This window comes from Bacillus sp. z33 (genome assembly GCF_058313615.1).
Genome location: NZ_JBZFQN010000001.1, coordinates 1,372,331 through 1,393,723, shown reverse-complemented (window position 1 = coordinate 1,393,723; position 21,393 = coordinate 1,372,331). Strand labels below are relative to the sequence as shown.

14 protein-coding genes, 1 pseudogene and 1 other annotated feature (1 of these 16 running past the window's edge) are annotated in these 21,393 nt (G+C 37.9%); of the genes and pseudogenes, 9 read left to right on the top strand and 6 right to left on the bottom strand.

The genetic code is table 11. The annotated features are described in order from the left end of the window. Window positions 1-21 precede the first annotated feature (21 nt). On the top strand, window positions 22-3,084 hold the full coding sequence (locus AC4G3L_RS06525; protein WP_491076148.1) for a DNA translocase FtsK: 3,063 nt from the start codon (window positions 22-24) through the stop codon (window positions 3,082-3,084). Between the two features lie 308 nt (window positions 3,085-3,392). Further along, window positions 3,393-4,694 (top strand): UDP-N-acetylmuramate--L-alanine ligase, encoded by a 1,302-nt coding sequence (gene murC / locus AC4G3L_RS06520; RefSeq protein WP_491076147.1) that lies wholly within the window; start codon window positions 3,393-3,395, stop codon window positions 4,692-4,694. A gap of 55 nt (window positions 4,695-4,749) precedes the next feature. On the opposite strand, the gene AC4G3L_RS06515 is transcribed toward murC, so the two are convergent. Continuing rightward, window positions 4,750-5,865 carry an aminopeptidase gene (locus AC4G3L_RS06515; RefSeq protein ID WP_491076146.1) on the bottom strand — a complete coding sequence of 372 codons (1,116 nt, stop codon included), beginning with the start codon at window positions 5,863-5,865 and terminating at the stop codon, window positions 4,750-4,752. A gap of 158 nt (window positions 5,866-6,023) precedes the next feature. On the opposite strand from AC4G3L_RS06515, the gene AC4G3L_RS06510 reads away from it, so the two are divergent. The 3 genes from AC4G3L_RS06510 to ytxJ are packed head-to-tail and all read left to right on the top strand — an operon-like array spanning window position 6,024 to window position 7,625. Then, window positions 6,024-6,527 (top strand): DUF948 domain-containing protein, encoded by a 504-nt coding sequence (locus AC4G3L_RS06510; RefSeq protein ID WP_491076145.1) that lies wholly within the window; start codon window positions 6,024-6,026, stop codon window positions 6,525-6,527. Between the two features lie 28 nt (window positions 6,528-6,555). Next, window positions 6,556-7,260: a YtxH domain-containing protein gene (locus AC4G3L_RS06505; protein ID WP_491076144.1), complete on the top strand. Its 705-nt coding sequence runs from the start codon at window positions 6,556-6,558 to the stop codon at window positions 7,258-7,260. Window positions 7,261-7,295: 35 nt separating this feature from the next. Beyond that, a complete protein-coding gene (ytxJ, locus tag AC4G3L_RS06500) occupies window positions 7,296-7,625 on the top strand; it encodes a bacillithiol system redox-active protein YtxJ (RefSeq protein WP_491076143.1) in 330 nt (109 codons plus the stop codon). A 19-nt stretch (window positions 7,626-7,644) separates the two neighbouring features. Here ytxJ and AC4G3L_RS06495 read toward each other — a convergent pair whose 3' ends face one another. After that, window positions 7,645-9,822: a cell division protein FtsA gene (locus AC4G3L_RS06495; protein WP_491076142.1), complete on the bottom strand. Its 2,178-nt coding sequence runs from the start codon at window positions 9,820-9,822 to the stop codon at window positions 7,645-7,647. A 214-nt stretch (window positions 9,823-10,036) separates the two neighbouring features. On the opposite strand from AC4G3L_RS06495, the gene AC4G3L_RS06490 reads away from it, so the two are divergent. Both AC4G3L_RS06490 and ccpA read left to right on the top strand, forming a co-directional pair. Next, window positions 10,037-11,122 (top strand): bifunctional 3-deoxy-7-phosphoheptulonate synthase/chorismate mutase, encoded by a 1,086-nt coding sequence (locus AC4G3L_RS06490; protein ID WP_491076141.1) that lies wholly within the window; start codon window positions 10,037-10,039, stop codon window positions 11,120-11,122. A 526-nt stretch (window positions 11,123-11,648) separates the two neighbouring features. Next, window positions 11,649-12,647 (top strand): catabolite control protein A, encoded by a 999-nt coding sequence (ccpA, locus tag AC4G3L_RS06485; protein WP_491076140.1) that lies wholly within the window; start codon window positions 11,649-11,651, stop codon window positions 12,645-12,647. Between the two features lie 206 nt (window positions 12,648-12,853). Here ccpA and AC4G3L_RS06480 read toward each other — a convergent pair whose 3' ends face one another. The 3 genes from AC4G3L_RS06480 to AC4G3L_RS06470 are packed head-to-tail and all read right to left on the bottom strand — an operon-like array spanning window position 12,854 to window position 15,307. Continuing rightward, the gene (locus tag AC4G3L_RS06480; protein WP_491076139.1) at window positions 12,854-13,999 is read right to left on the bottom strand and encodes an acetoin utilization protein AcuC; all 1,146 of its coding nucleotides are present in this window, start codon (window positions 13,997-13,999) and stop codon (window positions 12,854-12,856) included. Next, window positions 13,996-14,637, bottom strand: a complete 642-nt coding sequence (locus AC4G3L_RS06475) for an acetoin utilization AcuB family protein (RefSeq protein WP_491076138.1) — start codon at window positions 14,635-14,637, stop codon at window positions 13,996-13,998. The genes AC4G3L_RS06480 and AC4G3L_RS06475 overlap by 4 nt, the downstream gene beginning before the upstream one ends. 37 nt (window positions 14,638-14,674) lie before the next feature. Next, window positions 14,675-15,307, bottom strand: a complete 633-nt coding sequence (locus AC4G3L_RS06470; RefSeq protein WP_491076137.1) for a GNAT family N-acetyltransferase — start codon at window positions 15,305-15,307, stop codon at window positions 14,675-14,677. A gap of 275 nt (window positions 15,308-15,582) precedes the next feature. On the opposite strand from AC4G3L_RS06470, the gene acsA reads away from it, so the two are divergent. Both acsA and AC4G3L_RS06460 read left to right on the top strand, forming a co-directional pair. After that, complete coding sequence (gene acsA, locus AC4G3L_RS06465) at window positions 15,583-17,301, top strand: acetate--CoA ligase (protein WP_491076136.1); 1,719 nt, start codon at window positions 15,583-15,585, stop codon at window positions 17,299-17,301. A gap of 105 nt (window positions 17,302-17,406) precedes the next feature. Further along, window positions 17,407-17,831, top strand: a pseudogene (locus tag AC4G3L_RS06460) (GNAT family N-acetyltransferase). 508 nt (window positions 17,832-18,339) lie between these two features. On the opposite strand, the gene AC4G3L_RS06455 reads toward AC4G3L_RS06460, so the two are convergent. Next, on the bottom strand, window positions 18,340-21,183 hold the full coding sequence (locus AC4G3L_RS06455) for a transglycosylase domain-containing protein (RefSeq protein ID WP_491076135.1): 2,844 nt from the start codon (window positions 21,181-21,183) through the stop codon (window positions 18,340-18,342). 149 nt (window positions 21,184-21,332) lie between these two features. Continuing rightward, window positions 21,333-21,393 (top strand) — a binding site (T-box leader) (it continues 172 nt past the right edge of the window).

Here is a 21,393-nt window from a genome sequence, read left to right as displayed (position 1 = left end):
ATAGAAAGTGTGAGGAAGGCTATGAGCTTTTTCAAAAAAATCGTTGATTGGTTCTATGAGGACGTAGAGGAGGAAGTAAAACCTCCTAACAGCCATCAAACCATCCAACAAGTACCTAAACAAGTAACAAAACAAAGTAAAATGCAAAAAAAACAAATTGATGTTGAAGCTAAAATTCAATATAAATATCCAAAGAATAATTTTAAATTCCCATTAATTTCTGATGAAGAGTTATTGAAATTAAAAGACCAAAAAAAGAAACAAAAAGAATTGGGCGAGAAGAAGGAAAGGTTTTTGAGAGAAACTGTACATTCTCCGGTTGCTTCTTCTGGACAGTCTCCTTTTAAAAGAGTAGTCATAGAAAAACCAGAACCTAAACAAAACAAAATTATGCAGAATAAAATACCTTTTAGACGAACAGAAATCCCATCACCAATCTATGGATTTCAAAATAGACAGACTGGAACTAAAAACCCTAAAGCGGTCGAATATGAATTACCATCCGAAACGACACTGGATTCAGTACTTGCTATTATGCATGGAAAGAAAGAAGGCCCTTTGCAAGCAAAACAAGAGCATCCAATTGATAATGCAGGACAGACTCATTTAACGCTAAATTCTGAGCATGAGCAGACAGTGGAAGATCAAAAAACTGTTCAACCATATGCATCTAACCTTGATGGTATTATAGGGTCTAATCCGGAAGAAATGAAGGATAAAAATGATCAGGGATCTATCAATTCCACTTCTGCAGAAAATGGAGAGGTAGCTGCCACTAATGAAATTCAGTGGGGATCAGCAGATGAAGATCAGATTATAGAAGAAATGAATAAGGCAGTTTTGAATGTTGATTATGCCTTGGAAGATAAAGCAATCCCGGAAGATGTGATCTTAATAGAAGAAATTTTGGAAGAAGATTTGCCGGTATTGGATACTGACTTCCAGGCGGAAGAGCAGATGGATAGCCCATCCATACCACTCATTCATCAAGATATTGATGAACAAGTTGATGTTAATAAGCTGGAGTCCGAATCTCTTCTGGAGAAATCAGAGCCGGTTTACTTAATACAACCTTCAGACAATGAGGTACCAGAAAATATAGAAGTATCTGATTCCCAGACGGAGAAGACAGTATCCTTTGAATCGGAAATGAATGTTGAAGAAAATCAGCAGGAAAGTGAAAAATACAGAGAAGATATAGAAATTATGGATTCTGAGAAAGATAGACAGAATATCAGTCCGCTTGGCAGATTAGATGAAGAGCGTTCCATCTATGAAGATCCAAAGGACGAACCTATTGTTACAGAATCCATAATTCCGTTTGAAGAACAATCAATGAATAAAATCAATGGCCTAGACAGCTCTAATCCATCTGTGGATAGTGAAAATTCATCTGAACAGGAAATGACTCTATCAGAACAAAATAGAACAGTAGCAGAAGAGCCAACTATTGTTATGGATGAAGAAGAGAGACGCAGAATAGAAAGGGAAAAACGCATTAAAGAACGTAGAAAACATATACCTTTTAACGTATTAATGCTAAAGAATGATAAAGATCCCAGAGCTGCCAATCGCTATCCGAAAACAGATACGAAAACAGTTACGAATACGGATAAAGAGGTAGAAATCCAGGAGACGCCTAAAAAAAAACTGATTGAATCCTATCTGTATCCAGATATATCTATCTTGAATCCAAGAGTGGATATCGAGGAAGATGCTGATTGGCTCGCCGAACAAGCAGCTTTGCTTGATGATACGCTTGAACAATTTAATGTCAAGGCCAGAGTATTCACGTATTCTCAGGGTCCTTCCGTAACACGATTTGAAGTTCAGCCTGAACCTGGTGTTAAAGTCAGTAAAATCACAAATTTAAGTGATGATTTGAAATTAAGCCTGGCTGCAAAAGATATTCGTATAGAAGCACCAATTCCTGGAAAAAGAATGATTGGGATTGAAATTCCCAATATAAATACGAGACCTGTTTATTTGCGTGAAGTTTTAGAGGAAAAATCCTTTATTGAAAATCCTTCGCCACTTGCGGTCGCAGTTGGGTTGGATATATCCGGCAACGCGATTGCAACTGATTTAAAGAAAATGCCTCATGGTTTAGTAGCAGGCTCAACGGGATCCGGGAAAAGTGTTTTTATTAATTCAGTATTAATCAGTTTATTATATAAATCCCATCCCTCAGATGTCAGACTTTTATTGATTGATCCGAAAATGGTGGAACTTGCACCATACAATCATATCCCTCATTTGGCAGCGCCAGTTATTACGGATGTAAAAGCTGCGACTGCGGCCCTGAAATGGGCGGTGGAAGAAATGGACCGGCGATATGAGCTGTTTGCCCATTCAGGTTCGAGGGATATTGTCAGATATAATGAAAAGGTACTGGCATCCGGGCAAATTGAGCATAAGCTTCCGTATTTAGTTATTGTAATTGATGAATTAGCTGATTTAATGATGATGTCTCCGGCTGACGTAGAAGAAGCAATCTGCCGAATTGCACAAAAAGCAAGAGCGTGTGGGATTCATTTACTGGTGGCGACACAACGACCATCCGTAGATGTCATTACAGGTTTGATAAAAGCAAACATTCCTACGAGAATTGCCTTTTCGGTTTCCTCTCAGGTCGATTCACGTACAATTCTTGATCAAAGTGGAGCTGAAAAACTGCTGGGTCGAGGCGATATGCTGTTTTTAGAAAATGGCACATCTAAAGCAGTTCGACTGCAAGGTACCTTTGTAACGGATGATGAAATTGAGAATGTAGTGAAACATGTAAGTAATCAAGCAAAACCATCCTATATGTTTGAGCCGAATGAATTGGTAAAAACAAGTGAACATATAGAAGAAAAGGATGAACTTTATTATGAAGTGTGCGAATTTGCAGTTGAGATGGGTGGAGCATCAATATCCAGTCTGCAAAGGCGTTTTAGGATAGGTTATAATAGGGCAGCGAGGCTGATTGATATGCTTGAGAGGGAAGGGATTTTATCAGAATCAAGAGGAAGCAAACCTCGTGATGTTCTCATATCTGAATCTGATTTAGAAGCTATCCATGAATCTCAACCCCCTTTATAAATAAGGGAGAAAGTATTTTATAATTTAATTATGAGTATTCGCCAGGGAAGGCAATACTATATATATGAGAAAATGAGTGATAAAAATTGTACGAAATTGATATATAGGTTTATAATCATACAAGTTATATCTTTAACGTAATGAAGATATACATTGGTTGTTTCGTTCCTACAGTTTATTTCACTTCTTTACCTACAAATAAGCTTTAGTAAAGCCTAAAAAGGCGATGCAGGGAAACTGCAAATAGCAAAAAATAGAGACCGTCATATACTGTTGTACAGCATTGACGTTTGTTGGAGGTTCATTCTATGACAGTTTATCACTTCGTAGGCATAAAAGGATCCGGGATGAGCGCGTTAGCCCAAATCCTGCATGATATGGGATATCAAGTACAGGGATCTGATTATGAAAAACGTTTTTTTACTCAAATTGCGCTTGAAAATGCCGGCATCAACATATTGCCATTTAATAAAGAGAATATTAAGCCAGGCATGACGATTATAGCGGGTAATGCATTTCCAGACAGTCATGATGAGATTGTTCAAGCTTTGGAACTTGGTTTGCCAGTCATTCGCTACCCACGTTTTCTTGGAGATTTTCTTAAAAAGTTCGTAAGCATAGCAATCACAGGGGCACATGGAAAAACCTCGACTACAGGCTTAATGTCTCATGTAATCAGCGGAGCTGAGCCGACTTCATTTTTAATTGGTGATGGAACAGGTAAGGGAGAGGCAGATTCTAAATACTTTGTATTTGAAGCTTGCGAATATCGACGTCACTTCTTATCCTATGAACCGGACTATGCCATCATGACCAATATCGATTTTGATCATCCGGATTACTTTGCGAATCTTGATGATGTGTTCTCTGCTTTCCAGGAGATGGCACTTCAAGTAAACAAAGGGATTATTGCTTGTGGTGATGATGAGCAATTGCAAAAAATCCAAGCGAAAGTACCAGTCATTTTTTACGGATTTAACGAAGAAAATGATTTTCAGGCTAAGAATATTATTACGTCAGAGGCTGGGACAACATTCGATGTACATGTAAGAAACAATTACTATGAGACATTTACGATTCCTATGTTCGGTCGTCATACCGTTTTAAATGCTCTAGCTGTCATTGCGCTTTGTCAATATGAGAACATTGATGTAGAAATCATTAAAGATCGATTAATGTCGTTTACTGGCGTTAAAAGACGTTTTTCCGAAAAAAAAGTTGATCAGCAAATTTTAATTGATGACTATGCACATCACCCGACAGAAATTAAAGCAACAATTGATTCAGCTCGCCAAAAATATCCGGACCGGGAAGTTGTAGCTGTATTCCAGCCTCATACTTTCTCCAGAACTCAAAAGTTTTTGGATGATTTTGCTGAAAGCTTAAAAGAAGCGGATAAAGTATACCTTTGCGAAATTTTTGGATCAGCAAGAGAGCTGAATGGAAAGCTAACAGTGAAAGACCTTTGCAATAAGGTGGAAGGTGCCGAGATTATACAGGAAGAAGATCCCTCAATCTTGAAAAACCACAAAAATGGTGTGTTACTATTTATGGGTGCTGGAGATATTCAAAAAGTGCAGGCTGCCTATGAAAATTTTTTAACAAAATAAATGTATTAAAAAACCCTTCAAGAGGACACTAATGAGCTCTTGGAGGGTTTTTGGTTTATTTGAGATTTTCAGGATTGAGTTTTTCTAATTCCGGGATGACGAATCTGCCATCTTTCCTGATCAAGCGATCATCGAAATAAATTTCTCCGCCTCCATAATCTTTACGCTGGATATTCACTAAATCCCAGTGGATACTGGAATGGTTTCCATTAGGTGCCTCGTCATAGCTTTGGCCCGGTGTGAAGTGGAAGCTGCCATCAATTTTTTCATCGAAAAGAATATCCTGCATAGGCTTGGTTATATATGGATTAACTCCAATTGCAAATTCACCAATATAACGTGCACCTTCATCGCTATTGAATACTTTGTTAATTCTCTCAGTGTCAGTGGCTGTTGCTTTTATAATTTTTCCATTTTCAAATGTTAAGCATACATTTTCGTATGTAAATCCTTGATATGGCGAAGGGGTATTGTACGTAATGGTTCCATTTACAGAATCACGTACAGGAGCAGTATATACTTCACCGTCTGGAATATTGCGCTCACCTGCACACTTAACAGCTGGAATGTTTTTGATGGAAAAATGTAAATCGGTCCCTGGACCTTTGATATGCACCTTATCTGTTTGATTCATTAAATCTACGAGACTGTTCATCGCTTCAGACATTTTAGCGTAATCTAAATTACACACGTTAAAATAGAAATCTTCAAAACCTTCTGTGCTCATTTTGGCAAGCTGAGCCATTGAATTCGTTGGATAGCGAAGGACTACCCATTTAGTTTTCGGTACCCGGATATCTCTGTGTACTTGATTTTGAATAGTTTGTCCGTATATTTTCATTTTTTCGGCAGGTACATCAGAATGTTCAGAAATATTATTACCTGCACGCAGACCAATATAAGCATCCATTTTATTCATAACCTGTGCTTCGAATTCTGCTATTAAGCTATAGTGCTCTTCGGTTGCACCCAATAAAAGCTGTCTTTCTATGGTTTGATCTTTTGTGGAGACGAATGGGTATCCACCAGCTTGATAGGCTTCTTGTACCAATGCTTTTACTAATTCTGGCTGAATGCCAAAATTCTCGATAAGCACTCTTTCCCCTTTTTGCAACTTTACGGAATAGTTGATTAAATTATGAGCTAATTGTTGAATTCTTGGATCCCTCATATAATTCTCCTTTTAACTTTATTATAATTATATTGTATCTTACTTTATCTATAATATTAAGACGAATTGAAGAATGTAGGAATAAGAAACCCTTATATAGTTTAAAAGTGTCAATAAAGGGTAAAAACTAATTATAATCTAGAGATGGAGTGAAGACGATGGAAATTATCTTATATTTAAGTGTGGCTGTAATCGCCATTGCGTTCCTGGTTCTTGTTATTTATCTTTCAAGAACATTGAAATCCCTTCAAACAACAATGGAGAGCGTTTCCAGTACGCTAACAGGATTGGAAACTCAAATGCAGGGCATTACAACAGAAACAACATTGTTATTGCATAAAACGAACGCTCTGGCGGAAGATATTCAGCAGAAATCAGAGAATTTAAATACTGTTGTAGATGCTGTAAAAGGTGTAGGAGGCTCGATTCATCGAGTGAATCAAACAATTGATCAGGTTACAAATCGCGTTCAATTGGCAGCGAGTCAAAATAACGAAAAAATCACCCAAGTAGTACAATGGGGGAATGTATGCATTGAACTCGTGAATAAGTGGAAAAAGCATAAAGCTGAACAGAATATGGAAGTATATTCTGACACTGAAGTTGAAAGAAATATAAGTTTACCGACACAAGAAACTAGATATCAACGTTCTCAATCTTAATCACCAAATAAAAAGGAGATGTTAAAGAATGAATAATAAAAATGAAAATCTTAATCAAGATAATGGTATGTCTACAAAAGATTTTGTAGTAGGAGCTATCGTAGGAGGACTTGTTGGAGCAGCAACAGCGCTGTTTTTAGCTCCTAAGTCGGGAAAAGAGCTTCGCAGTGAGTTATCTGAACACGGCAGTGCATTAATGGAAAAAGGTGCGCCTTTGATGGAAAAAGGGAACGCTCTAAAACAAACGGCTACTGAAAAAGGGACTGCTTTAAAACAAACAGCTACTGAAAAAGGAATCGCCCTTAAACAAACAGCTACTGAAAAAGGAACAGGATGGATTTCTGTAGCTAAAGAAAAAAGTGCGCCATTAACAGAGGCAGTCAAGAAAAAATTTGGAAACAGTGCAAGTGAAGACAGTGATAGCCAATCTTCTGCTACAGATGAAAAACAAACGGATAAAACGGCAGATAGCAATGTTGTAGTTGATTCTCCGGATGACGTGTATGAAGGTAAAGAAAACATAGACAATAAAAATACAGCTAAAAAAGAAACATATGCTTCTGAAAAAACTGGATTCAATTCGACAGCCAGTGGAAATACTACGTCTGGTAAAACTCCTTCTGGCAGTTCAAATAATACAGTGAAAGTTGAATATGGTTCAAATTCATCTAAATCAAATGGTAATAAAGGCAATTCATCATCCAATTCAAAAAATCCATCAAATAAAAAATAATTATGGTTTCAGAGAATAATAAAATGGGGTGAAGAATGATGAAGAAGGTTGAAAGTCAAGTGGAATTTCAGCAACTTTTAGAACATAATGTTTTTCTGCTTCTGAAACATAGCCTTACGTGTCCTATTAGCGGAGAAGCTTTTAATGAATATACGAAGTTTGTTGAGGAGCATCCTGCTGTCAAAACAGCCTATTTGGCTGTACAGGAAGCTAAACCACTATCTGAGTATGTCCGAGATTTGACAGGAATCAAACATGAAACGCCCCAAGCTATTTTGTTTAAAAATGGAAAGGCCGTGTGGAACACCTCACATGGAAGAATTACAAATGAAAATCTCGAACAAGCGATTAAAGAGTATAGCTAAATAGAAACCGGTAAGGAAATTAATTCCTTACCGGTTTATTTATTGGTGATGGATTAGTATGAAACCAGACAATTTCAAGGTGGTCACCGTTTCGGATTTCATCGTAAAACGTAACTTCATGTTTATTTCGAATAAGGTGAAACCCACCTGGATTGTCCTTGGGTAATTCTATATCAATGTATCGAAAAAGATCCTGAAATATAAAAGAGGAGGTTTTTTCAAATCTTACTTGAATTAACTCTCTATTTAAAAGAATATCAGTTTCACTTAAGGCAGTATTTCCCCGATAAACCGAATAGGATTTATTTGTTAAGGTAAGTGGTTTATCATTAAATGTAACAGAGATTTGATTCATATTACCGGTGCTATATACGGCTATCAAATCTTTGACAGTTACTGGCTTTCTGCGGATTAAGGTAAGGTGATCATTATCGGATATCCGATAATTGAATGACACAGCTTTACCGTTAACATATACGGCACCTGAAAATGAAGGAAAGCTTTCCTGCTGGCCATTGATAAATAGATTGAACGACATAAGTTCTTCTAATATAGAGTTCAATCCGGCAAATAACAATGCATCTTGTACGGTTTCAGGCATTCTAAATATAATCTGATCACCATCATGAACTTTCTCATGACCGTCAGCAGGAAATCCATTAACGAATAAGGTACAAGGTATTTCGTATTTTTCCTCATTTATATAAATCTTCCTGTTTGGCAGTTCATCAAGTAATTCACTTAAAATAACAGAAGTTTCTTTGCCATCTTTTCCTTTTTCTATCCACACTTGATCCCCCGGAGTTAATGCCGCATCAAGTGGGCAATTCTCATCATTCTTTCTGATAAGCGGTGGCTCGCCATGACTGCCTGGTATTGTAATATTTCTCCCATTAATACTTACGATCTTTGCATTACCGGGTTTACCGTAAAGTTTTGTTAAATGCAGTCCTGCTGCTAGCAAAGCATCTCCTATTGTCAGTTGTTTTAAATCAAATAAACGAACAGGAATGCCATTAACCTCGACAGAAACATAGTGAATAGGATTAACCTCTGATGAAATGGCAATTCCGATTGGGGTAACCAATTCAGGTCCCTTCTTAAGATCAGACTCCATTTCTAAATTTTTAATGGCATCTATTCCGCGTATAGCGACTCTATTGGCAGGCAGATTTAATTTATCTGCTAGAATATCTGGTAGACGAGGTGTTAAGCTACCTCCACCAATAAGCATAACTGCTTGAGGGGCCTTATCATTGTTCAATCGTAAAATTTCCTGACAAATGGAATCTGCTAATTTTTCAATGGCTGGCTGGATGGCCATAAGCATTTCTTCTTTTGGTATCTCTGATTCAAAACCCAAGATATCTTGAACGTTAATCAAGTCATTTTCATTAATGGATCGCTTAACTTCTTCTGCGTTTGGAAAATCTAGTAGATACTGGTCGCTGATCTCTTCCGTTATCTCATCTCCGGCAACAGGGACCATTCCGTAAGCGATAATGGTTCGTTCATCTGTTAGTGCTATATCAGAGGTACCGGCTCCAATGTCAACTAGACAAATATTAAGTCTTCTCATAGAAGGGGGAATAAGGACATGAATGGCAGCAATTGGTTCAAGAGTAAGAGCTTCAAGTTCCAAATCAACCCTTTTCAGAGCAGCAAATAGCGATTCAACAACGACTCTTGGAAGAAAAGTGGCGATAATTTCTGCCTCAGCTAAGTCACCTTTTTGATCAAGCAAATTTCCGATTTCCTGCCCATCCAGATAATAGTGAAGAACAGAATATCCTACACAGTAATAATGATAATTATTTTGGATTTCTTCTTTGTCAGCTACTCTAAATTGGGCTTGTTGTACAGCCGCTAGTTCAAGATGAATGCGATCATCGGCAGAAAGGATGGGTTTTCCGGTTATGTTTATAGACGATTTCCCGATTTCTGTGCGTAAAGCACGTCCTGCCGCTGCTACACATACTTTAGTAAGAGGTCCGTGCTTTTTTTCTAATGATAGCTTAATATTAAGTATAACGTTGGAGACGGAAACGACGTCATGAATTTGCCCATCCAGCATCGCGCGCTCTGTATGCTCCCTTACCAATACATCTGTAACCACATATTTATCTTGGCGTATTTCTAATATGATTCCTACAACTGAGCGTGTCCCGATATCAAGAGCAAAGATTTTTTTGGTCAAGGATTTACCTCTCCTTTTACGCTTTAATGCTTAAAAGCGTTTTATTAATAAAGGTTTTAATAGTGACAATATGAATTTAATCCGTTATAATAGTTTCAATTATATACTGAAATGTAAAATATTTTACTAAGGGAATTCGAAATTTTTATAATTTTAAATAACCTGTGCCAAAGTGTTAAAACTCGGGAAGCAGAAACAGAGAGGATGAGTGATATTGAGTAATAAAGAACTAGATGTATTAAGAGAACAACTGGATAATTTAAATCTGCAATTATTACAGCTTATTAATGAACGAGGTAAAGTTGTACAACAAATTGGTGAATTAAAAGGAAAACAAAGTCAATATCGTTATGATCCTGTGAGAGAAAGAGAAATGCTTAATACACTTATCCAAAATAATGATGGACCATTTGAAAAATCAACCATTGAACATATATTTAAAGAAATATTTAAAGCCAGTCTTGAATTGCAGGAAGATGATCATCGTAAAGCGCTGCTTGTTTCCCGTAAGAAACATCCAGAAGATACAATCATTGATATAAAGGGCGAGAAGGTTGGAAATGGACAACCATCTTTTGTTTTTGGCCCTTGTGCGGTAGAATCTTATGAACAAGTAGCGACAGTGGCAAAAGCTGTTAAAGATAAAGGATATAAATTACTTCGAGGCGGAGCGTATAAACCACGGACATCTCCTTATGACTTCCAGGGATTGGGTGAAGAAGGATTAAAGATTCTGAAACGGGTCGCTGATGAATTTGACTTGGCTGTCATAAGTGAAATTGTAAATCCAGCCGATATTGAGAAGGCGGTTAAGTATATTGATGTTATTCAAATCGGTGCCCGTAATATGCAGAACTTTGAGTTACTTAAAGCCGCAGGAGCGGTTAATAAACCTGTTCTTCTAAAAAGAGGGCTGGCGGCAACGATTGAAGAGTTTATTAATGCGGCTGAATATATAATGGCACAGGGAAATGGAAATATTATATTATGTGAACGCGGTATTCGAACGTATGAAAAGGCTACACGGAATACACTTGATATTTCAGCGGTGCCTATACTAAAAAAAGAAACTCATTTACCGGTGTTTGTTGATGTAACGCATTCTACAGGTCGTAGAGATCTATTAATTCCAACTGCTAAGGCCGCTTTGGCGATAGGTGCAGACGGGGTCATGGCTGAAGTTCATCCGGATCCGGCGGTTGCGTTGTCTGATTCAGCACAACAAATGGATCTCAACCAATTTGATACGTTTGTAAAAGAGATTAATCAATTCACTCAAAATACAGGAATCAGAGTATAATAGTAAGGGCTGCTACCTGGCAGCTCTTTTTCATTCATTTATTCTTATAAAAGGCTTTTTTAGAGTTCATTGTTGATTTATTAGCTGGTTGATAGTTGTGGATGGCCTGAGACTCCTTGCTTAGAAAAGAAAGGCCAAGGGAAACCCAACAGGCGTAAATCCCAAGGAGGCTCCCGGACCGCCGGAAATCGAAGGCCAGAGCTAGGGACGGATAACAACATTTAAGTTTAACAGAGCTGCAAAAAAAGATGGGAAGAACCCATTTTTTGAATAATTAAAGGAAAATCCCGCTATCATGTGATTGGCATAGGGATGTTTTAACGGATATTGTCTTGCAAAGAGATGAAGAATCACTCTTGGTTGAAATTAGACTGACTGTTTAGTTATATAAACAATAGTAAGAAAATTGATAAAGTGTTTATTTGCACGAATTTAGAGGGTAGAGTATTATTATAATAACATACTAAATGGTACTTAAATTCAATACTATTAGGGTAAGATAAGAGAGAGTTGGGCGGTGTAAAAAATGAATATTACAATTTATGATGTAGCTCGAGAGGCTAGTGTCTCTATGGCTACTGTATCACGTGTTGTCAACGGTAATCCAAATGTTAAACCGGCAACGCGTAAAAAAGTAAATGAAGTGATTGAAAGACTTGGCTACAGACCAAATGCGGTAGCTCGTGGACTGGCAAGTAAAAAAACAACAACAGTTGGAGTAATTATTCCGGATATCTCCAGTATCTTTTTTGCAGAGCTTGCAAGAGGCATAGAAGATATTGCTACAATGTACAAATACAACATTATTTTAAGCAGCTCTGACTCAAATGAAGACAAGGAAATGCATTTGATTCAAACAATGCTTGGTAAACAAGTGGATGGACTTGTATTTATGAGTTCAAATATGACAGATCAACATATTGAAGAGTTTAAGAAATCATCGGTTCCAATTGTATTGGCTGGAACAATTGAAGATTCAAATCAAATCCCATCTGTAAATATTGATTATGAACAAGCCGTTATAGATGCAATAACATCCTTTGCTAAAAATGGACACAAGAAAATTGCCATAGTTACAGGTTCTTTACAGAACGCAATTATAAAGGAAAAAATGATGCCGGGATATCGTAAAGCATTAGAAGCGGCTAATCTTCCATTCAATGAGGACTATGTAGTGGAGACAGATACAACTTATGATGATGGTATTGAAGCTCTGAACCAATTGATGGAATTGGAGAATAAGCCGACCGCTATTTTTGTATGTTCAGATGAAGCTGCTCTTGGTATCATCCATGCAGCACAGGATAAAGGAATCTCTATACCGGATGATCTTGAGGTAATAAGCTCTGACAATACGAGATTATCTTTAATGGTACGCCCTCGTCTAACGACGGTTGTTCAGCCATTATATGATATCGGTGCTGTTTCGATGCGCTTGCTGACAAAGCTTATGAACAAGGAAGAGGTGGATGAATCCACTGTGATTCTTCCATACAGAATTGAAGAGAGAGACTCTACAAAATAAAAATTAAAAAAGCTGAGCCATTTTGTGAACATTCATACAAATGGGTCAGCTTTTTTTTATATAATTAATTGTATTCATAATATCTTTGTCCTCATCTTTAGTTGTATAACATGTTGTTTGTGACGGTTTAATAAGAATTTTTAGTAATAAAATAATTTTGTATGAGTACTACTCCATAAAATAGATTCCTCATCTGATCAACAGGGTTATGAAATCGTGTAAAGTGCCTTTTTAAGGGTTTTGGCGTTCTTTTCCGTAATCTCGCCTTTCCTAGGGATAGGCGTATACATATCAGGTGGATCCTCCCATGTACTTGGTAAAGTGACAGGTGCCAATGCAGACCAATAATTAGTCCATTCTTTTGGCAACTGACCTGTGCGATTCGGGTTATTGGTCATTTCAAGCCATACTAACGACCAGGCTCGAGGTACCACCCTCCATATATCATACCCTCCGCCTCCGACTGCGATCCATTTTCCTTGGCAGTACTTGTGTGCTAGCTTATGGGCAAGCTTGGGTATATATTGATAGATAGCTGTAGTAGCGGAAAGGTGTGTTAATGGGTCATAGTAATGGGCATCCGCACCATTTTGCGTTAAGATAACGTCTGGCCGGAAAAATTCGATAACAGCCTGAAAGGATTTCTCATAGCAATCGAGCCATGATTCATCTTCCGTAAAGGCATCAAGCGGGATATTAAACGAAAATCCATATCCTTTGCCGCTTCCCCGTTCAGTAATATTCCCGGTACCTGGGAATAGGTAACGCCCGGTTTCATGGATAGAAAGGGTACAAACAGAAGGGTCATCATAAAAAGTCCATTGAACCCCATCTCCATGATGTGCATCCGTATCAACATAAAGTACTCTGGCATTATATTTCTTCTGCATATACTTAATGGCAACAGAACTGTCATTATAGATACAGAATCCAGAGGCTTTGCCTCTAAATCCATGATGCAAACCCCCACCAAGATTCAATGCATGTTGAGCACGCCCTTCCATAACTTCATCCACGGCAGATAATGTCCCTCCGACAAGCCAGGCACTTGCCTCGTGCATACCCGGAAATATGGGGGTATCTTCGGTGCCAATCCCATAATTTAATGCTTTGTCAGGGTCAAGTTTACCTTGTCCAGCCAATCTGATTGAATGGATGTATTCGAGGTCATGCACGAGGTTTAACTCTTCATCTGTGGCCATTCTGGGTTTGATACAGTCTTCCTCTTTCAGAGCATCCATTTTTTTTAATAAATCCACTGTTATTTGCAGACGTTTTTGGTTAAATGGATGCTCATCATTAAATTTATAGGAAAGTAAATCGGTTGAATAAACAAATGAAGCTTCCTTCATAGGGTGCTCTCCGGAACATTTGGCCACACTACTTCATATCCGGCCGATTTCAGCCCCTGAACAATCTTCAGAGGGTTCATTGTTTGAATTCTCAGGACGAGAATTTTAAAAGCGGGGTCTTCTTTATACGGATAAATGAAAATGCTATTCACATTTTGTCCTTTAATAACTTCCGCAATTTCACTAAGCGTACCTGGTTTATTGGTGACTTTCACTTCAATTTGAGAGGCAGGCTGATTGGCCCCTGTAAGTTCAACATACGTATGCAGAAGATCGGTTTCCGTAACAATCCCGACCAATTTGTTCTCACTGATTACAGGCATACAGGATATCTTTTGTTCATAGAACACAAAGGCAACCTCTTCTACGAAATCAAGAGGGTGTGCTGTATAAACATCGGTAATCATGATATCGCTTATTGGTTTTAAAAGGTCTTCCTTATATTCCTCTACATGGAAGATAGATGGAGTTGCAGAGCGGATATCCACATCACATAATAGGCCAATTAATTGCTGTTCATCATCTATGATTGGTATATGCCTAATTTTCTTTTGTTTCACCAGATCAATTGCCTGCTGGAGTGTGGCATTTTTTTGCAGCGTAATCACATCTTTAATCATGATATCCTCAATAATCACAAGTAGCCCCCCTCGAAAAGTCGACAAACGGTAATCGTTAATACATATACCGATTCATGAATCTTAATTGATCGAATCTTTGAACGCTCTCTTTATCTACATTTTTTCCTATTCTGGCCATTAAACAATTAGCCGGATGGGAGCATATTTCAGGGTCATCAGTAGCATACCATTCCAATCCACCGGCACTCATCATTTTCTCCATCATTTTTCGATACTCCCATACATTTAAGCCGCTGCCTTTTAAATCCCAATGCCAATAATATTCTGTCGTAATAATGATGTAATTTTCCATCCACTCATCCATCATGGCCACTCGAAGTAGATTTTTACCGACCGAACAGCCGCGGTATTCACGAATGACTTCAATAGCACCGAGTTCAATCAAATCATCCATCTTTCCCTCTGACCAGCGTTCCAAAGGGTCAGGATATAAATACGTAACGTATCCAACAATTACGTCGCGATTCCTCGCAATAATAATTCGGCCTTCAGGAAGGCTACTGATTTGTATGAGAGCCTTGTGCTGTTTTTCGGGAACTCTAAAGGCAACAAGGCCTTCATGAAATTGGAGATCCTCCAATTGATTATGTGAGACTGGACCCTCAATAACAAGCGGCCCGCGAGGCGTTTTAAATTCTTTCGAAAAATACGTTTTCTTATGTTCCATTCATACACCACCCAGGTCACATTTTAAAGCTATTATACAGTACTTTAAAATAAGTAAACGTTCCATGATATGAACTTTTTAGGTCAGATGTAGTGGAAATTCAGAGTTCTTATTCTGCTATTTTAAAATGAATAGGTATGTTTATCTTAAAAGTCACTACAATTATAAAGATTGTACCATATTGTTTTAATTTAATAAAATATTTAAAAAATTGAGATAAATTGGATTTTGTACTATACTATCAATATATTATCATGATCAGGGGGGGAATAATTATGAAACTGGAAGCGCTTTCTGTTGAAAAAGGGGATTATAATTTAGCAAACTATGAGGGTACTTATAAATCATTTGACTGGAAGGATGTAGAAAAGGAATTCTCTTGGCATACCACAGGAAAAGTGAATGCAGCATACGAATGTATTGATAGACACACTGAAAATTTCAGGCGCAATAAGGTAGCATTATATTATAAAGACCCTAATCGCTATGAGAAGTATACATATAGTGATATGAAAGATTTATCGAATAAGGCAGGAAATGTACTGAAGGAATCCGGCAATGTAAAAAAAGGTGACAGGGTATTTATTTTTATGCCAAGATCACCGGAATTGTATTTTATTGTTCTTGGTGCCATTAAATTGGGAGCGATTGTGGGACCTTTATTTGAAGCCTTTATGGAAGGAGCGGTTAAAGATCGCTTAGAAGACAGTGAAGCCAGTGTAATCGTCACAACGCCTGAATTAGTATCCAGAATACCTGCGGATGATCTTCCGGCTTTAAAGCATATCTTTGTAGTGGGAGATCAAGTAGAGGAGACTGGCAAATATATAGATTTTAACAGTAAATATGAAAATGCGTCGAAAAAATTAGAGATAGAATGGGTGGACCGGGAAGATGGGTTAATTCTCCATTATACATCGGGTTCAACGGGTAAGCCTAAAGGTGTCTTGCATGCACATAATGCAATGATCCAACATTTGAAAACCGGTCAATGGGTACTCGACTTAAAAGAAGAGGATGTATATTGGTGTACAGCAGATCCAGGGTGGGTCACAGGAACGTCTTATGGGATATTTGCTCCTTGGCTAAATGGTGCCTCTTCTGTGGTCACTGGAGGACGGTTTAGCCCGGAGGCTTGGTACCAAACCATTGAAGATTTCCATGTAACCGTTTGGTACAGTGCTCCTACAGCATTCCGCATGCTCATGGGAGCTGGCGATGAGCTGGTAAAACAATATGATTTATCCAGTCTCCGCCATGTGCTCAGTGTTGGGGAGCCTTTAAATCCTGAAGTCATTAAGTGGGGGCAAAAAGTATTCTCAAAACGAATCCACGATACATGGTGGATGACAGAGACCGGTGCACAGCTTATTTGTAATTATCCATGTATGGAGATTAAACCAGGCTCTATGGGGAAACCGATCCCTGGGGTGGAGGCTGCTATAGTGGATGATCAGGGGAATGAATTGCCTCCATATCGGATGGGCAATTTAGCAATCAAAAAAGGCTGGCCATCTATGATGAGACAAATCTGGAATAACCAGCAAAAATATGAATCCTACTTTATGCCTTCCGGATGGTATGTTTCGGGGGACTCTGCCTACATGGATGAAGATGGGTACTTTTGGTTCCAAGGCAGAATCGATGATGTCATTATGACATCCGGAGAACGGGTAGGACCGTTTGAAGTTGAAAGCAAGTTGGTTGAACATCCAGCAGTTGCTGAAGCAGGAGTAATAGGCAAACCGGATCCGGTACGCGGCGAAATTATTAAAGCGTTTATTGCTCTCAGGTCCGGATACGAGCCTTCGGATGAGCTTAAAGAAGAAATCAGGCTATTTGTTAAACAAGGGCTTGCTGCTCACGCTTCACCAAGAGAGATTGAGTTTAAGGAAAAGCTGCCGAAAACACGAAGCGGTAAAATTATGCGAAGAGTATTGAAGGCCTGGGAGCTTGAATTGCCTACAGGTGACTTATCAACAATGGAAGATTAAAAACAAAGGTGTTTATAAGGTTTCGATGACCTTATGAACACCTCTTTTTATTTTCTATTATGCCTCAGCATATATATTTTTAATTATAGGGAAAGGGAGAAGGTAATGAAAATTAAACTAGTAAAGGTTCAAGAAAACGATTTTATGGATTATTATAGCCTTGTAAGGAATGAGAAGGTTATGGCTCAAATAACAGTACGTTCGATTTCTTTTGAGGAAGCTTAAGTAAATTTTCATAAGTTAGTAGAGCGTAATGAGAAATATAAAAACGAAAATTTCGGTACATATAAAATCTTTGACAATGTTGGTGAATTTATTGGACTGGGTCATGTAACAAAAATGAAGAATGGCTTAAAGAAGCTGAAATTGGATATATGATATAGCCAAAATATTGGGGTTTAGGTTATGGAACGGAAATGGCCAAAACATTAATCGAAAAAGCTAAAGAATCAAAATTGAAGAAACTAAAGGTAATTATCGATCCAACTAATATCCATTCGAGAAAAATTTTAATTAACTTGGGATTTTGAAGCGAAAAGGTTTGTACGATCGATGAATTACAAGGGGAAATCATGTGTAAAAATTTGATATAGATTTACTATCTTGTGTTTGTATACCTGTATATATAAAACTTTTCAGCCAAAAAGCTTGTTATTAAACCGATAAGGATGGGTACAAATGACCCTATTGAAAGATAGAACTCATTTGAAACATTTCTGTATTCATAGTGCATCTGTAACCAAGATATATTAAACATTTCACCAAGAAAATAAAGTATGATGGTTGTCACTATAAATGATCCAAAAGTCACGATAAAACTTTTTATCTGCACATCATTATCCTCCAATCGAACCTTATACATATTTTACCTATTATTGTTTGTGTATACAAGCCGAAGCTTACTATTTTGTAGCGAGAGTTTTGGATGGACAAAGTAATAATTTAAGTTCCTACTATATAGTCTATGTATACGATTATAATAGGATGTAGAAAAGGCTGTTCCAAGTCTGGTTAAACAACCTGGAACAGCCTTTTATTTTATTCTTCTTCTGAATTTTCTACAGGTACTGGCTCTTTTTTATCTGTAGTTTTCTTCTTATCATTTGTTTCTTTCTTATCTGTAGAGGTTTCTTTTTTAACTTCTTTAGCCTTAGTCTCTGCTTTATATTTAATCATGGAGGATGGGGCAGATTCCTTACCTGCTATATCTACCGCAGTAATGTAATACGATCCTTTACCATCTGTTTTATAGCTTAGCGAATTATTTCCTTTGATGCTGGCTACTTTGCTGCCATTTACGTATACGCGGTAGCCGACGATATCAGAATCTCCAGGAGAACTCCAGCTAATAACATTCTCTTTTGAAGTAACTGATGGTGCTCCAGGAGCCTTTCCATTATCATTCATTTTCGATCCGCCCACGAACGAATTCTCAAAATCAGAGCCTTTTGGCGTAATAGTTGATTTATCAATAAGGTATTTTGCACCTACAATGTTAGAGAAGTCAGCATTGATAACAAGACCAGTTTCTGTGAATTCCTCCGGAGTAGAATCCAGTGCTACATATTTATTTCCATTTATAAATACATATCTTTCACTTGATGTCGGAAGGTTGCCATTCTCAGATGAAGGAAGATACTTGGCATTGAAATAATCAGATTTTGCGAGTCCCGCATCTGCACAGGCTTTAGATGCTAATGAGCCGCTCAACGAACAATAGGATCTGGATACAATTCCGCCTGGCATTTGGTGCCGCTTTGAAGGCCCAACTATGTTTGGTGCAACATCATAAGCGGAATTTATTAACTGTGCCCATAAGGTTTGATTTCGCTGTGAATAACTCATTCCATATGTATCCACAGATGCATTTGAATCATATCCCATCCAAACCCCAAATGTAACATTTGGATTTGTAGCAACCATCCAGGCATCATGGTACTTCTGACTTGTACCTGTTTTGCCGGCCCAGTCCGATGAAAACTTCAATTTACTGTTTAAACCGGCTGCTGTTCCGGAACTGATGACATCTCTCATCATATCGATTGTTAAATAAGCTGTCTGCGGACTGAAGACATTCGTCTTCGTCTTTTTATGTTGGTAAATAGTTTTTCCGTTTGAGTCTACTATTTTTTCAATCATATAGCTATCTACGAATTGTCCGCCATTTGCAAATGTTGCATAGGCATTCGTATTTTCTTCTACGGTTACGCCTCTGGCCAATGCACCCAAAGAAGTGGCTAGGTTTGTATAATCTTGCTCTTCTAAAGAAGTGAAGCCCATTTTTTCGAGAAATGTTACCGGTTTACGATTTAAAATTTCTGCATATTGAACCGCTGCCGGTATATTATAAGATCTCTTTAGCGCTTCACGTGCAGAGGTTATTCCGGTAATCCCACCGCCGGCATAGTTTCCTGGACTCCAACCGCGAATATTCACAGGAGCATTGACCAAAGTTTTACCTGGATAAGAAACTCCATACTCCATCGCTGGTGCATATACAAGTAGTGGCTTCATCGTTGATCCATTGGAACGGACAGCAGCTGTGGCATGATTAAGCTGCTCTCGCTCAAAATCACGGCCTCCAACGAAGCTAAGTATTTTTCCGGTTGAGTTTTCAATGAGCATAGCGCCAACTTCAATTGGTTCATTCTCTATATAGGTTTTCCCCGTTTCAGGATCTGTTTTCGTTACCTGTCGAGTACCCTGATAATAAGGAAAATTTTTAGTGACTTTCTGCATATTGTCATACATTTTTTGGTTAATGGTTGTATGGATTTGATAGCCGTTTTGTCGAATGGCCTGATCAGCCAAAGTATAATATTGTTTATAAAGATCGTCGTCTTTTTCTAAATCTTTGCTTGAAAGACCATCTTGCTTTGCCAATATTGGCATCATGAGTTCAATTGCTCTTTTTTCTACTTCATAGGTTAAGTATGGGTACTTTTCAGTAGGGTATGACTGTTTCTTGGCAAAATCTTTCGTAATATCATATTTTAACGCAGCTTCATACTCTTTTTTTGTAATGGCACCATTTGTATACATTCTTTTCAGGACCGTTTTCATCCGGTTGATACCAGGAGTAACATCCTCCTTCACTTCACCAGATTGAGTAAATGGTGTATAAAGGTATGGATTTTTGGGCATTCCTGCAATAAAGGCTGCTTGTGGTAGAGTTAAATCTTTGGCATTTACGCCAAATATACCGTCCGCTGCTGCCTGGACGCCGGCAATATTACGGCCGGAGGAATTTCGGCCAAATGGCGAGATATTAAGATAGGCTTCTAGAATCTCATCTTTTTCCATGAATTTCTCAAGGCGAAGTGCCAGCAGGATTTCCTTGGCTTTACGATCAAAGGAAACCTCATTTGTTAATATTTGTTGTTTAATTAATTGCTGTGTCAGTGTGCTTCCCCCTGATTGGACAGAAGCATTTGTCACTTCTTGAAGTAAAGCTCGAATAATGGCTTTTGGTACAACACCTTTATGCTCATAAAAATAGGAATCCTCAGTGGAAATCAATGCTTTCTTGACATGATCTGAAACATTTTCCAGTTTAACTTCTTTTCGCTCTAGATCTGACCGCATCTTCCCCATATATACATTGCCTGCAAAATAAATCTCAGATGTTTCTTCATAATTGGACATACTGGATAGGAGCTGCTCTTTGCTCCTGATCGGTTCATCCTTTACCATTGACGCAAAGTAACCGGCCCCAACGCCTCCTGCAAAAGCAATCCCTATGATACATACAATCAGAAAGATTAATAAATAATTCCAAATTACCTGATAGGAAATTCTTGCTTTTCGCTTTACAGTTGGTGTGGTTATATAGTTATAAAATGGTGTGAGTCTTTCTTTAAGTTTTATAAACATATCTTTCATTCATTCACTCTCCCAACAAATCACATACATTATAGCATAAGCAAGGGTTCTGGTAGATATAGTTTCTTCTTAATAACAAACAATACAATTATTGGGTTTGACAAGGAGTATGCTGTTATGGTAAAAAAAGCATAACATTTAATTTTATAGTTGATGCGATTACAGGAACCCAGTAGTTAGTCCGCCAATGTTATAGAGAGCCGGTGGTTG

Bases quoted from the DNA above. Each gene is read 5' to 3' on its own strand.
- AC4G3L_RS06525 (WP_491076148.1), top strand. From the start codon at position 22: ATGAGCTTTTTCAAAAAAATCGTTGATTGGTTCTATGAGGACGTAGAG.
- murC (WP_491076147.1), top strand. From the start codon at position 3,393: ATGACAGTTTATCACTTCGTAGGCATAAAAGGATCCGGGATGAGCGCG.
- AC4G3L_RS06515 (WP_491076146.1), bottom strand. From the start codon at position 5,865: ATGAGGGATCCAAGAATTCAACAATTAGCTCATAATTTAATCAACTAT.
- AC4G3L_RS06510 (WP_491076145.1), top strand. From the start codon at position 6,024: ATGGAAATTATCTTATATTTAAGTGTGGCTGTAATCGCCATTGCGTTC.
- AC4G3L_RS06505 (WP_491076144.1), top strand. From the start codon at position 6,556: ATGAATAATAAAAATGAAAATCTTAATCAAGATAATGGTATGTCTACA.
- ytxJ (WP_491076143.1), top strand. From the start codon at position 7,296: ATGATGAAGAAGGTTGAAAGTCAAGTGGAATTTCAGCAACTTTTAGAA.
- ccpA (WP_491076140.1), top strand. From the start codon at position 11,649: ATGAATATTACAATTTATGATGTAGCTCGAGAGGCTAGTGTCTCTATG.
- AC4G3L_RS06480 (WP_491076139.1), bottom strand. From the start codon at position 13,999: ATGAAGGAAGCTTCATTTGTTTATTCAACCGATTTACTTTCCTATAAA.
- AC4G3L_RS06470 (WP_491076137.1), bottom strand. From the start codon at position 15,307: ATGGAACATAAGAAAACGTATTTTTCGAAAGAATTTAAAACGCCTCGC.
- acsA (WP_491076136.1), top strand. From the start codon at position 15,583: ATGAAACTGGAAGCGCTTTCTGTTGAAAAAGGGGATTATAATTTAGCA.
- AC4G3L_RS06455 (WP_491076135.1), bottom strand. From the start codon at position 21,183: ATGAAAGATATGTTTATAAAACTTAAAGAAAGACTCACACCATTTTAT.